This window comes from Streptomyces sp. NPDC058051, from assembly GCF_042885475.1.
In the GTDB taxonomy this organism is placed as follows: domain Bacteria; phylum Actinomycetota; class Actinomycetes; order Streptomycetales; family Streptomycetaceae; genus Streptomyces.
This window is the reverse complement of the sequence record NZ_JBHVRW010000005.1, coordinates 403263-415109: the sequence shown is the minus strand read 5'-3', so window position 1 is coordinate 415109 and position 11847 is coordinate 403263. Positions and strand designations below refer to the sequence as shown.

13 protein-coding genes are annotated in these 11847 nt (G+C 70.7%); 4 read left to right on the top strand and 9 right to left on the bottom strand.

Annotated features, from left to right (window positions below):
* Positions 1-192: 192 nt before the first annotated feature.
* From ACFVUT_RS11825 to ACFVUT_RS11810, 4 genes are all read right to left on the bottom strand, one after another.
* Entirely contained in the window at positions 193-1452 is a 1260-nt protein-coding gene (locus ACFVUT_RS11825; RefSeq protein ID WP_389645693.1) for an NAD(P)/FAD-dependent oxidoreductase, read from the bottom strand.
* Positions 1453-1564: 112 nt separating this feature from the next.
* A complete protein-coding gene (locus ACFVUT_RS11820; RefSeq protein WP_389645802.1) occupies positions 1565-2944 on the bottom strand; it encodes a deoxyguanosinetriphosphate triphosphohydrolase in 1380 nt (459 codons plus the stop codon).
* 125 nt (positions 2945-3069) lie between these two features.
* Positions 3070-3867 carry a Cof-type HAD-IIB family hydrolase gene (locus tag ACFVUT_RS11815; protein WP_389645799.1) on the bottom strand — a complete coding sequence of 266 codons (798 nt, stop codon included), beginning with the start codon at positions 3865-3867 and terminating at the stop codon, positions 3070-3072.
* A gap of 159 nt (positions 3868-4026) precedes the next feature.
* A complete protein-coding gene (locus ACFVUT_RS11810) occupies positions 4027-4461 on the bottom strand; it encodes a DUF6210 family protein (RefSeq protein ID WP_389645690.1) in 435 nt (144 codons plus the stop codon).
* 266 nt (positions 4462-4727) lie between these two features.
* Between ACFVUT_RS11810 and ACFVUT_RS11805 the strand changes: the two genes are divergently transcribed.
* The gene (locus tag ACFVUT_RS11805) at positions 4728-5432 is read left to right on the top strand and encodes a vancomycin high temperature exclusion protein (RefSeq protein ID WP_389645687.1); all 705 of its coding nucleotides are present in this window, start codon (positions 4728-4730) and stop codon (positions 5430-5432) included.
* Positions 5433-5565: 133 nt separating this feature from the next.
* On the opposite strand, the gene cutA is transcribed toward ACFVUT_RS11805, so the two are convergent.
* Together cutA and ACFVUT_RS11795 are read right to left on the bottom strand one after the other, a co-directional pair.
* On the bottom strand, positions 5566-5877 hold the full coding sequence (gene cutA, locus ACFVUT_RS11800) for a divalent-cation tolerance protein CutA (protein WP_389645796.1): 312 nt from the start codon (positions 5875-5877) through the stop codon (positions 5566-5568).
* A gap of 116 nt (positions 5878-5993) precedes the next feature.
* Positions 5994-6620 carry an NADPH-dependent FMN reductase gene (locus tag ACFVUT_RS11795; protein ID WP_389645684.1) on the bottom strand — a complete coding sequence of 209 codons (627 nt, stop codon included), beginning with the start codon at positions 6618-6620 and terminating at the stop codon, positions 5994-5996.
* Between the two features lie 418 nt (positions 6621-7038).
* On the opposite strand from ACFVUT_RS11795, the gene ACFVUT_RS11790 reads away from it, so the two are divergent.
* Positions 7039-7707: a hypothetical protein gene (locus tag ACFVUT_RS11790; protein WP_389645682.1), complete on the top strand. Its 669-nt coding sequence runs from the start codon at positions 7039-7041 to the stop codon at positions 7705-7707.
* 132 nt (positions 7708-7839) lie between these two features.
* Positions 7840-8463 carry a class F sortase gene (locus ACFVUT_RS11785; protein ID WP_389645679.1) on the top strand — a complete coding sequence of 208 codons (624 nt, stop codon included), beginning with the start codon at positions 7840-7842 and terminating at the stop codon, positions 8461-8463.
* Positions 8464-8522: 59 nt separating this feature from the next.
* Here ACFVUT_RS11785 and ACFVUT_RS11780 read toward each other — a convergent pair whose 3' ends face one another.
* Together ACFVUT_RS11780 and ACFVUT_RS11775 are read right to left on the bottom strand one after the other, a co-directional pair.
* Positions 8523-9311, bottom strand: a complete 789-nt coding sequence (locus ACFVUT_RS11780; RefSeq protein WP_389645678.1) for a sulfite exporter TauE/SafE family protein — start codon at positions 9309-9311, stop codon at positions 8523-8525.
* A gap of 137 nt (positions 9312-9448) precedes the next feature.
* A complete protein-coding gene (locus tag ACFVUT_RS11775; protein ID WP_389645675.1) occupies positions 9449-10027 on the bottom strand; it encodes a TetR/AcrR family transcriptional regulator in 579 nt (192 codons plus the stop codon).
* 299 nt (positions 10028-10326) lie between these two features.
* Between ACFVUT_RS11775 and ACFVUT_RS11770 the strand changes: the two genes are divergently transcribed.
* The gene (locus ACFVUT_RS11770; protein WP_389645673.1) at positions 10327-10695 is read left to right on the top strand and encodes a VOC family protein; all 369 of its coding nucleotides are present in this window, start codon (positions 10327-10329) and stop codon (positions 10693-10695) included.
* 280 nt (positions 10696-10975) lie between these two features.
* Here the strand turns inward: ACFVUT_RS11770 and ACFVUT_RS11765 are convergent, their stop codons facing one another.
* Positions 10976-11815, bottom strand: a complete 840-nt coding sequence (locus tag ACFVUT_RS11765) for an SDR family NAD(P)-dependent oxidoreductase (protein ID WP_389645670.1) — start codon at positions 11813-11815, stop codon at positions 10976-10978.
* Positions 11816-11847: the final 32 nt, after the last annotated feature.

Genomic DNA, 11847 nt, shown 5'->3' with positions numbered 1-11847 from the left:
CGGGCATGACGGCGCCTGCCGGACGACGCACACCACCGCCGGTCCGGCCCTGCGACGGTACGTCCGGCAGCGGTTCGACCGGCGATGGTTCGACCGGACCCGACCGCGTCAGCCGGGCCGTCTCCGCTCGGACCGTCTCCGCTCGGACCGTCTCCGCTCGGACCGTCTCCGCTCGGGCCGTCTCCGCTCGGATCAGCTCAGGGACTCCAGCGGTACCGACGGGTCCGCCAGGGCGTCCGGGTCGATCTGCCGACCCGACCGGATGAGCTCCTGCACGGCCTCGGTGACGTCCCACACGTTGACGTTCATCCCGGCCAGCACCTGGCGGCCCTTCAGCCAGAAGGCGATGAACTCGCGCTTTCCCGCATCTCCGCGGATCACCACCTGGTCGTAGCTGCCCGGCGGCGCCCAGCCCGAGTATTCGAGGCCGAGGTCGTACTGGTCGGAGAAGAAGTACGGCACCCGGTCGTAGCTGACGTCCTTGCCGAGCATGGCGCGGGCCGCGGCCGGGCCGCTGTTCAGTGCGTTCGCCCAGTGCTCCACGCGCAGCCGGGCCCCGAGCAGCGGATGTGCCACGTTGGCGACGTCGCCGGCCGCGAAGATGTTCGGGTCGGAGGTGCGCAGGGAGGCGTCGACGGCGATGCCGCCGCCGTCCTTGGGCGCGGCGATACCGAGCCCCGCGGCCTCGGCGAGGGCGGTGCGGGGGGCGGCGCCGATCGCGGCGAGCACATCGTGGGCGGGGTGCTCCTCGCCGTCGTCGGTGCGTACCGCGAGGACCAGGCCGTCCTGGCCGATGATCTCGGTGAGGCGGCGGCCGAAGTGGAAGCGGACTCCGTGGTCGCTGTGCAGATCGGTGAAGATCTGGCCGAGTTCGGGCCCGACCACCTGGTGCAACGGTGTCGGCTCCGGTTCGACGACGGTGACCTCGGCGCCGTACCCGCGCGCCGCCGCCGCGACCTCCAGGCCGATCCAGCCGGCCCCGGCGATCACCAGATGGCCGTTGTCGCGGCCGAGGGAGGCCAGTACGTTGCGCAACCGGTCGGCGTGGGCGAGGCGGCGCAGATGGTGGACGCCGGCCAGATCCGTGCCCGGAATGGGGAGGCGGCGCGGCTCGGCGCCGGTGGCGAGCAGCAGCTTGTCGTAGTGGACGACGGTGCCGTCGCCGAGCTGTACGGAGCGGCCCACCCGGTCGAGGGCGGTGACGGGCTGGCCCAGGTGCAGTTCGATGTCGGCGCCCGCGTACCAGGCGGTCTCGTGGACGAAGACGCTGTTCCGGTCCTCCTTGCCGGTGAGGTAGCCCTTGGAGAGCGGCGGCCGTTCGTACGGATGGTCGCGTTCATCGCCGAGGAGGATCACCCGGCCGCTGAAACCCTCCGCCCGGAGTGTCTCGGCTGCCTTCGCTCCTGCCAGTCCTCCGCCGACGATGACGAACGTCCGATGTGCGTCGACCACGTGATGCCTCCTCGGTGCTAGCTGCGCGGGGCCCGACTGCGAGCGTCCCGCACGCAGCGTGATGGCGAAAGAGGGTGTACACCGATCAGGTCACACCCGGTGGGGGGTCCGGTCAGTGGCGGTCGGTGAGCATGGAGTGCAGGGAGCGCGCGGAGGCGTCGGTCAGGGCGGCGATCTGGTCGACCAGGACCCGCTTGCGGGCCCTGTCGTCGCGCGCCGCGTGGAACAGCGCGCGGAACTGCGGCTCCAGCGCCTCCGGGGCGCGCGCGGTCAGCGCGGCGGCCAGTTCCGCGATGACGATCCGCTGGTCGGCGCGGATCGCCTCCTGCTCGGCGCGCTGCATGACGTACCGGTCGGCGACCGCCTTGAGCACGGCGCATTCGTTGCGTGCCTCGCGAGGGACGACGAGCTCGGCGGCGTACCGGCCGAGGCGTCCCGTTCCGTGGGCCAGTCGGGTGCTGCTCTCGGCGGCGAGGCAGAACCGGCCGATCAGCTGACTCGTCGCGTCCTTCAGCCGGGCCTGGGCGACGGCGGATCCGTCGTAGCCGTGCGGCCACCAGTCCTGGCCGATGAGGCGGTCCAGGGCGTCGGCCAGTTCCTCGGGCTCGGTGTCCGCCGGGACGTAACGGCCGATGGCGACCGCCCAGATCTCGTTCCGCTCGGGCTCGGCGTAGAGGCAGTCCGGGTCGATGTGCCCGGCGTGCAGCCCGTCCTCGAAGTCGTGCACCGAGTACGCGACGTCGTCGGACCAGTCCATCACCTGGGCCTCGAAGCACTTCCGGCTCTTCGGGGCGCCGTGCCGGGCCCACTCGAAGACCGGCAGGTCGTCCTCGTACACCCCGAATTTCGACGAACCGGGCTCGAAGGGGTGCCCGCCGCGCGGCCAGGGGTACTTGGTGGCCGCGTCCAGCGCGGCGCGGGTCAGGTTGAGTCCGACGCTGACCAGCTCGCCGGTCCGGGTGTCGGGGACGAACCGCTTCGGTTCGAGCCTGGTCAGCAGGCGCAGCGACTGGGCGTTGCCTTCGAAACCCCCGCAGTCCGACGCGAAGTCGTTGAGCGCCTGCTCACCGTTGTGTCCGAAGGGTGGGTGCCCCAGGTCGTGGGCGAGGCAGGCCGTCTCGACCAGATCGGGGTCGCAGCCCAGCGCCGCCCCGAGTTCGCGGCCGACCTGGGCACACTCCAGGGAGTGGGTGAGCCGGGTCCGCGGGCTGGCGTCCCAGGCGTGGCCGCGCGTGCCGGGGGTGACGACCTGGGTCTTCCCGGCGAGCCGGCGCAGCGCGGCGGAGTGCAGCACCCGGGCGCGGTCACGCTGGAACGCGGTACGACCGGGCCGCTTGTCCGGCTCGGTGTCCCAGCGCGCGGCGTCGGCCGCGCTGTAGGGAGCCGTGCCGTGGTCCTGCCCTGACTGCGTACCCTGCGCACCGTCCGCACCGTCCGCACCGTCCGCACCGTCCGCACCGTCCGTGCCGTCCGTGCCGTCCGTGCCGTCCATGCCGTCCATGCCGTCCATGCCGTCCATGGTTCCGACAGTAAACGGCGGGGCGGACAAAGAGGGATCAGGCGGATGCGCGGCGGGCGGCTCAGGGAGTGCGGGTGACGGGTGGGGCGGTTCCGGCATCAGGGCGCGTCGCCGAAGAGCCTCTCGATGACGTGCGCGACCCCGTCCTCCTCGTTGGAGAGCGTGTGCTTCCGTATGGCGGCCAGCACGCTGGGGTGGGCATTGCCCATCGCGTAGCCGTTGCCCGCCCAGGCGAGGACGGTCAGGTCATTGGGCGCGTCGCCGAACGCGACGACCTCCGTGGCGTCGATGCCCCGCGCCGCGCACAGCAGGGCGAGGGTGTCGGCCTTGGTGACACCGGACGCGCTGATCTCCAGCAGCCCGCGGCCACCGGAGTGGGTGAGCTGCACCTCGTCACCCGCTCCCTCCTGGGCCGCGGCCAGCAGGGTGTCCGCGTCGAGCCGGTCCGACCAGGCGAGCAGTTTCGTGACGGGGACGTCGGTCAGCCACAGATCCGCCAGCGACGGTACGGGCAGCTCGGCGCCGATCTCCTCGCAGAGCCGCAGCCGGTAGGCCGGTTCGTAGAGGACCTGATGACCGGTCTCCAGGGCGAAGCCGATCTCGGGCACGACCGCGGCGAGTGCGGTGGCCACGCGCCGGGCGGTGGTGAGGGGCAGGACACGGGTGGAGACGACCGTGCGCGTCCCGATGTCGTAGACCAGCGCCCCGTTGCTGCACACCGCCGTGCCCGCGAGGCCGGCGGCCTCGGCGAGCCGGTCGACGAAGCGGGGCGGCCGGGCGGTGACGAGAACGACCTCCGCGCCGGCGCTCTCGGCCGTGCGCAGGGCGCGCAGGGTGCGGGGCGAGAGGGAGCCGTCGTTCCGCAGGAGCGTGCCGTCGAGATCGGAGGCGATCAACCGTGGATGCAGCATTGGCCGATGCTACCGGGTGTCCTGCGGGCTGCCGGGGGTCTCACGGCCTCAGCGGCCGGGGGTCCTGCGGGCTGTCGGGGGGTCTCACGGTCACAGCGGCCGGGGGTCCTGCGGGCTGTCGGGGGGGTCTCACGGCCACAGCGCTCAGTCCGAGTTGAACCAGAGCAGCACGCCCGGCCCGTCGGGGGTGAGCACGGGCACCCATGCCTCGTCCGTCTCGCCCAACCGGCTCTCGTCCCAGCGCAGTTCGTGCGGCTGCTGGTCGACCTCGTCGCCCGACCAGTAGCGGATGTCCGCGACCGCGCTGCGCAGGGTGGCCCGCTCGTCCGGTGTCCAGGCGTGGTTCCACGTGCCCGCGCCGCGGAAGTGCTCCTCGAAGAGGCCCCGCAGTCCTTCGAGTTCGTCGGGTGCGTACACCGGGACGAGGAACCCCTCGACCTTGCCCTGCCGGCAGGCCGTACCGCCGTACTGATTCTGGTAGACGACCCCGGTGCGTGCCTCGACCACCACGTACTTCCAGTCGGGGGACGACGCACCGTCGGGGTCGATGTACACGTAGCGCAGAGCCGGAGAAGACATGCCGTCAGCGTCGTGCCCGGCCGCCGCGCACACAATCGAATTTCCGCGCCACCAGTTCCCGGGGGCCGGAGGTTCGGTGCCCGCGCCGCAGCCCACGGTCCATGTCCTCGGCACGATCGGAAACCACGACGGAATCAACGAAATCGGGAGAGGGAGAACCCTTCCTCCTCCTCACTCGTCCGATCAGGTGGGGGCAGCACGCCACGGCAGAAAGCACGAGCAGCGTGAGCACGAACAGCACGAACAGCACGAGCAGGGGGGCACCCATGAAGGAGAAACAGCCGGGGCGGATTCGGCGATGGCGGCCGCGGTGGCCGAGAACGCGACGTGGGCAGCGGCGCGTCGTGCAAGGGGTGATGCTCGCCTGCGTGGCGGCGCTGGCACCCGCGACGTGGATGTACTCCGTCGCCGACGCCCGCGTCAGGACGACCACTGACGCGCCGCCGCAGGGGGTCGCCGTGGTTTTCGGGGCGGGGCTCCGGGAGGGCAGGCCCTCGCCGTATCTCGCGAACCGGCTGAAGGCCGCCGCCGAGCTGTACCGGGACGGAAAGGTGAAGGTCGTGCTCGTGACCGGTGACAACAGCCGCAAGGAGTACGACGAACCGGACGCCATGCGCACGTACCTCCGGACGCACGGGGTGCCGGACCAGCAGATCGTGAGCGACTTCGCCGGGTTCGACACCTGGGACTCGTGCGTTCGGGCGAAGAAGATCTTCGGCGTCGACCGCGCGGTACTGGTGAGCCAAAGCTTCCACATCCGGCGGGCGATCGCGCTGTGCCGGACCGCCGGCATCGATGCCTACGGGGTCGGCGTCGACGCCGTGCACGACGTGACCTGGTACTACGGCGGGACACGGGAGGTGTTCGCGGCGGGGAAGGCAGCTCTTGACGCCGTGTTCAAGCCGGACCCGCACTTCCTGGGGCCGAAGGAACCCGGGGTCGGGGAGGCCCTGGCAGCGGACGAACGCTGAGGACCGCCGCCACCCCGGGCAGGCGCCCGGCCCTGCGGAGAGGCACGCGCCGGCCCTGCGAAGGAGCGACGAGTGCCGGGGCGCTCCACCGGGCCGGGGCACTCCGCAGAGGCGCGACCGGAGCGATCACGCTCTACAGAGAGGTGATCGGAGCGGTCTCGGCCGAGACCCAGTCGAGGTAGCGGGCGCTGCCCCGTACCACCGGGATCGCGATGATCTCCGGTGTGTCGTAGTCGTGTGCCGCCAGGAGATGCGCCTCCAGTTCGTCGTACCGCTCGGTCGTCGTCTTGAACAGGAGCTGCCACTCCTCGGCGGTCTCGATGGCGTTCTGCCAGTGATAGACGGACGTGACGGGTGCGGCGATCTGTACGCAGGCGGCAAGGCGCGCCTCCACCGCGCCCCGCGCCAGGGAATGGGCCTTCTCCTCACTGTCCGTCGTGGTCATCACGGTCAGCCATGCCGGCGTCGTCACCTTCGGGCTCCTCGGTATCGGGACGGGGCGTCCTTGCTCGCTCCGTCGATTGTCAGGGGCGACGTGGCGCGGCGGCAGTTGCCCGGTGGTCAGGCGCCGTACGGATGGACCGCCTTGGCGTCACGCAGTGCGCGTCCCCACCAGACCAGCTGATCGAGCATCGTCTTGGCCGCCGCGTCGCAGCCCGCCGGATCCCTGTGCCTGCCCTCGTCGTCGAAGAGAGCGCCCGCGTTGTGGAACGAGACCGTGTCCCGGATGCCGACGGCGTGCAGCTCCGCGAAGACCTGCCTCAGATGCTCGACAGCGCGCAGACCTCCGGAGACGCCACCGTACGAGACGAAGGCGACAGGCTTGGCCTGCCACTCGGCGCGGTACCAGTCGATGAGGTTCTTCAGCGGGGCCGGGTACGAGTGGTTGTACTCGGGGGTGATGACGACGAAGGCATCGGCCTGCGCCAACCTGGCTGATACGGAGTCGAGTTGAGCTTTCGCATCGGCGTCGGGCCGGTAGGAGAGGGCGGGCGGGAGGTCGAGTTCCGCGATGTCGACGAGGTCGGGCGCGACGCCGGGGTGAGCGGCGGTGCGCGAGAGGAACCAGTCGGCGACGACGGGGGCGAACCGCCCCTCCCGATTGCTGGCGAGGATGACCGCCACCTTCAGGGGGGCGGTGGAGTCGGACGCAGACGTGAGAGATGAGGGTGTCGCGGCGAGATTCATACGGACAGGCTCATATATCAACCCTGGTTGAGGTCAAGCCGTGTCCGTCGAGCGCCCAAAACGGAACCGCCCCCGCCGGGCCCAGGGGGGGTGGGCCCGGTGAGGGCAGCCGCCGGGGGCGGTCCGATCCACCGTCCCGTGGGGGGTGACAGACGTGTGCCCGACACCCGCGAGGTCATGCATGTGACGTGCGCCACTCCTTTTCGGGGCGCCGTCACCCAATCGGCACCGGTGCGAACTCAACCGGTCACCCTCACCCCCATCACCGCCGTGACCTGCACACATGCATCTTGGCAAGAGTGGCGCGCCGGGCCGTTCGGGTGAAAGCTGACTTGGCGTCAGCAGGCATGGAAGGCGCGTCGCCCGTTAGCTCGGACTCAGGACACACCAACTCGCGTCATCGCCGGAGGAACCGCTCATGCGTCCTGCCCGCCCAGTGACCGGTGCCGCCGCTTGTGCGGTCACCATAACCGCGCTCGGCCTTCTCACTGTCGGACCGTCCGCGTACGCAGGTGATGCCGGCACGCTACGGGTCGACTCGGCAGCCGCACCGCGGGCCGACGGCGAGTCGGAAGGACGGAACGACGAGGGCAGGACGGACAACCCCTCCGGGTCCGGGAACAACCTTTTCGGCCTCAACAACCCCTCCGGCCTCAACATCCCTTCTCTGCTCGACTCCGTCGGCGGGCTCAACGCCTTCTCCGGACTCGACTCGCCCTCCCGGGACGAGGGGTCGACGAAGCGCGACAACCAGTCGGGGCGCGACGACTCGTCGTCCGGACGGGACAACTCCTCCGGCCGCGACGACCAGTCCGGGCGCGAAAGCTCCTCCGGCCGCGACAACTCGTCATCGGGACGGGACAACTCCTCCGGGCGCGACAGCCAGTCGGGGCGTGACAGTTCCTCCGGACGCGACGGCCAGTCCGTCCCCGACGCCCCCAGCGGGCACGTCAAAACAGGTGTCGGCGGCAGTGTCCGATCCGACACCACCCAGATCGCGGCGGGCGCCGGCGTACTCGCCGCGACCGCCGTCGGCGGAGCCTGGCTCCTGCGTCGTCGGGCGAGCGGCACGCAGGGAGCCGGCTGACGGAGACGGATTCACGTCTCCGAACCGCCCGGTTTCCGTCCCGGTGGCCCCGCGCCACCGGGACGGGACCATCCCCGCCCCATACCCGCCCCGCCCCCTCCCTGCCCCCGTCCCGTCATCCGGAGGACGACCGTGTCCCAGAAGGCCAAGAGCTGGCTGCTGGTCATCTCGGCACTGGCCGGCATCTGGCTGATCCGGCACGGCGCCGACGTGCAACTGATCCCGCCGCAGCCGACCGCCGCCCAGGCCTACGCGGGTGGCCCCGCACTGCAACCGGGCTCACCGGTCGCCGAACCCCTGAAGCCCTCGGCACCCGTACGCATCCGGATCCCGAGCATCCGGGTGGACGCCCCGATGATGCGGCTGGGGCTCGGGGCCGACGGCAGTCTCGACGTGCCGCCGGCCGGGAAGCGGGACGCCGTCGGCTGGTACCAGGGCGGAACACCGCCCGGCTCCCAGGGCAGCGCGATCGTCGCCGGCCATGTCGACAACGCACGAGGGCCGTCGGTCTTCTACAACCTGGGCACTCTGCAGAAGGGCAGCACCGTCGAGGTGGTCCGCCAGGACGGTCGCACCGCGGTCTTCTCGCTCGACGCGATCGAGGTCTACGCGAACAAGAACTTCCCCGACAAGCAGGTGTACGGCGCCTCGCCCTACGCCTCGCTCCGCCTGATCACCTGTGGCGGCGGGTTCTCGAAGACGACGGGGTACCAGGGCAATGTGGTGGCGTACGCGCACCTCACCGCGGTGCGCTGACCCTCACCGCCCGGCGCCCACCCCTCGCGCACACCGCCCCCGCGCACGCCGTTCGTCGCTCATGCCGCCCACTGGTCGAACGCCAACTTGGCGACCAGCGAGCACACCACGACCAGCAGGACCCCGCGGACGAACTCGCTGCCCTTCCGGAGCGCCATCCGGGCCCCGATCAGCCCGCCCGCCAGGTTGAACACCGCCATCAGCGCGGCCAGCTGCCACATCACGTTGCCCTGGTGGGCGAACATCGCCAGCGCCCCGCCGTTGGTGCAGACGTTGACGATCTTGGCGGTGGCCGACGCCGTCACCAGGTCGAGATGGAGCACCGCGGTCAGCGCCAGCACCAGGAACGTTCCGGTCCCGGGGCCGAACAACCCGTCGTAGAAGCCGATGCCGCCGCCGACCAGCACGATCGCGGTGACGGTGCGGGCCCGGGTGACCTTCTGCCGCGTACCGTCGTCCACCGTCCTGCCGAACGAGGGCCGCAGCATCACGAACGCCGCGACCGCCAGCAGGACGATCATGATGACCGGGCGCAGCACCTCGCTGCTGATCCCGGCGGCGAAGAACGCCCCGGCCATCGATCCGGCCAGGGCCGCAAGACCGATCCGCAGGGCCGTCCCGACCTTCACCGGCGCCTTGCGTACATACGTCACGGCGGCACCCGACGTGCCGACGATCGCGACCGCCTTGTTCGTGCCGAGGATGTGCGCGGCGGGAACCTGCGGCAGTCCGAGCAGAAGGGCGGGCAGCAGGAGCAGTCCGCCGCCGCCGACCACCGCGTCGATCCAGCCGGCCGCGGCTGCGGCGAGGCAGAGGAGAACCAGGGTGGTGAGTGCTGTGTCGGGCATGGTCGCGACCCTAGGGAGCCGATACGTGCCCCGTCCAACCGCTTTGGCCGGATCGCGGGAAAGTTGAGCCACCCCTGAGGTTCCCGGCGCAGGGCGAAGCGAGGTTGCGGCCCCCGGCTTCGACCGGGGCGGGTAGCTCAGGTTGTTCGTGGGGCCCCGAAGCGCAGGCCGTCGAAGAGGATGGTGGTGATCTGTCGGGCTTCGGCCTGCCAGCCTTCCGTGGCGTGCAGTGCGCAGATGCCGCCCAGGGCGCGCAGCAGGGTGGGTCCGGTGACGCCGTCGCGGATGGTGCCGGCCGCGGTGCCCGCATCGAGCAGCCGGGTGAGGGCGTCGGCCATCTGGGTGCGGGCGTTGTCGAAGACGGGTGAGTCCGTTGCCATGATGCTCTCCAGGGCGGCGGCCATTCCCTTGCCCACGGCCGCGTGGTCCACGAGCAGCAGCAGGAAGCGTCGCAGGGCCTCGTGCGGGACGTGTCGGTCCAGGAGCTGGGCGGGAGCGGCGCACAGTTCGTCGACTTCCTTGCGGTAGACCTCCTCGACGAGAGCTTCGCGTGTCTCGAAGTGGCGGTAGAGCGTTCCGACGGCCACCCCGGCCCTGCGGGCGATCTCCTCGACGTGCGCGTCGGTGTCGCCGCCGAGGAACGCGTCCCGCGCTGCGGTAAGGAGTGCTTCGCGGTTGCGGCGCGCGTCGGCGCGCAGCGGACGTGATGACGGCAACAGAGCTCCATAAGGTGAGTCGGACTCCGGTTGTGTAGTGTTTTCCGGAGTCGGGTTCATGTTACCGAGGAGGGCTCGTACGACGGTCCCTGGAGAAGGGCTGGACGGACTACGTGTGCTGGTCACCGGTGGCAGCCGCAGCCTGGGCGAAGCGACTGCCCGCCGCTGCGGGCACGACCGTGCTGACCGCCTCGCGGAGGAAGCCGGCTCATGGGAGCGCAGTTCCGTGTCGACGGCGGCATCATCCCGACGGTCCGAGCGGCAACCAGCTGGAAGAACAGGAAGAAGAGGACACCACCGTGAACATCGCCCTGAGTTCCGTGATCATCGACACTGCCGACCTGGAGCCGGAGGGCGCGTTCTGGCACCGGCTGCTCGGCGGCTCGATCACCCGGACGCCGACCCACCACTTCGTCCAGGCCCCCGGCATGCCGGTGCTCGTGATCCAGTCGGCCCCAGGACATGTCGCCCCGGAGTGGCCGGACGGCATCTCCCAGCAGATGCACCTCGACTTCGCCGTAGACGATCTCCCGGTCGCCGACCGGACGGCGATGGAAGCAGGCGCCAGGCGGCTGCGGCCCACCGGCGACGTCCATCCGGATTCCCGGACGGGCAGCCGGGTCTACGCCAGCCCGGCCGGACACCCCTTCTGCCTGCGCTCGGCCTGAACGACCGACGCCGTGCCGGGCCAACGACCAACGCCGTGCCGGGCCATGGACCGACGCCGTGCCGGGCCATGGACCCGTGAGACGTCCGGACGCGTAGACAGCGGGACCGTGTGCGTGGCTGAACCGCGCGGCGCTGTCGGAACTGGCGGACGTTTGCTGCGCATCTCGGGTTCTGGCTCAACAACTGTGGCCAGAACCGCATTTCGCATCTCGCATCTCGCATCTCGTGAACAGGGCCAATGAACAGGGCCAAGCGGCCGGTCCGTGACGAGTGGGGTGGTCAGGCTGCGTCGTCGTGGGCGGTGGCGGTGGACTTCGCCTGCCATGCGGTGAGCTCGCCCTGGAGCTGGCTGATCTTGACCTGCCGGCGCTCGATGGCGTCACGGCCGAGCGCCAGGTGGGTGGGCAGCTTGTCCTGGCAGGTGACTTCGTAGATCAGCGCGGCCCCCTTGACGGGATCGCCGAGCTGGGCGTGGTTGGCCTGGCCGATCCATGCGAGGGTGTCGTGGGCCGGGGTTCCGTCGTAGGCGGGAATACGGTGGGCGGCAGTGGACAGCGAGCTGCCGTCGAGGAAGTCGGTGCGGAATACGCCGGGTTCGACGACCATGCTCTGGATGCCGAACGGCGCGAGTTCCACGGAGAGGGCTTCGCTGATCCCGGCGACGGCGAACTTCGAGGCGCTGTACATGCTGACGCCGGGCTCGCCCTCGAATCCGGACCGGGATCCGATGTGGACGATCTTGCCGTGGCCCGCCTCACGCATCACAGGAAGAACAGCGCGGGTGACATTGATGAGGCCGAAGACGTTGAGGTCGAACAGGGAGCGCGCTTCGGCGTCCGTGATCTCCTCCAGCGCGCCGAGCAGTCCGCGCCCGGCGTTGTTGACGAGCACGTCGATACCGCCGAACCGGCCGACGGCCGCTTCGACGGTCCGCGTGATGTCCTCGCTGCGGGTGACGTCCAGCGCGAGGCCGAGCACACGGTCGGACCGCTTCAGGTCATCCGGCAGGCCGTCCAGGTTACGGGCCGTGACCACGACCGCGTCACCGCCCGCCAGCGCGGCTCGGGCGATCTGCAGGCCGAACCCGCGGGATGCTCCGGTGATGAACCAAGTGGACATGAACGACTCCTTCTTTCGTCAGTGACGGGACG

Excerpts from the sequence above, each read along its gene's own strand:
- ACFVUT_RS11820 (WP_389645802.1), bottom strand. The coding sequence starts at position 2,944 with ATGGACGGCACGGACGGCACGGACGGCACGGACGGTGCGGACGGTGCG.
- ACFVUT_RS11810 (WP_389645690.1), bottom strand. The coding sequence starts at position 4,461 with ATGTCTTCTCCGGCTCTGCGCTACGTGTACATCGACCCCGACGGTGCG.
- ACFVUT_RS11805 (WP_389645687.1), top strand. The coding sequence starts at position 4,728 with ATGAAGGAGAAACAGCCGGGGCGGATTCGGCGATGGCGGCCGCGGTGG.
- cutA (WP_389645796.1), bottom strand. The coding sequence starts at position 5,877 with ATGACCACGACGGACAGTGAGGAGAAGGCCCATTCCCTGGCGCGGGGC.
- ACFVUT_RS11795 (WP_389645684.1), bottom strand. The coding sequence starts at position 6,620 with ATGAATCTCGCCGCGACACCCTCATCTCTCACGTCTGCGTCCGACTCC.
- ACFVUT_RS11790 (WP_389645682.1), top strand. The coding sequence starts at position 7,039 with ATGCGTCCTGCCCGCCCAGTGACCGGTGCCGCCGCTTGTGCGGTCACC.
- ACFVUT_RS11780 (WP_389645678.1), bottom strand. The coding sequence starts at position 9,311 with ATGCCCGACACAGCACTCACCACCCTGGTTCTCCTCTGCCTCGCCGCA.
- ACFVUT_RS11765 (WP_389645670.1), bottom strand. The coding sequence starts at position 11,815 with ATGTCCACTTGGTTCATCACCGGAGCATCCCGCGGGTTCGGCCTGCAG.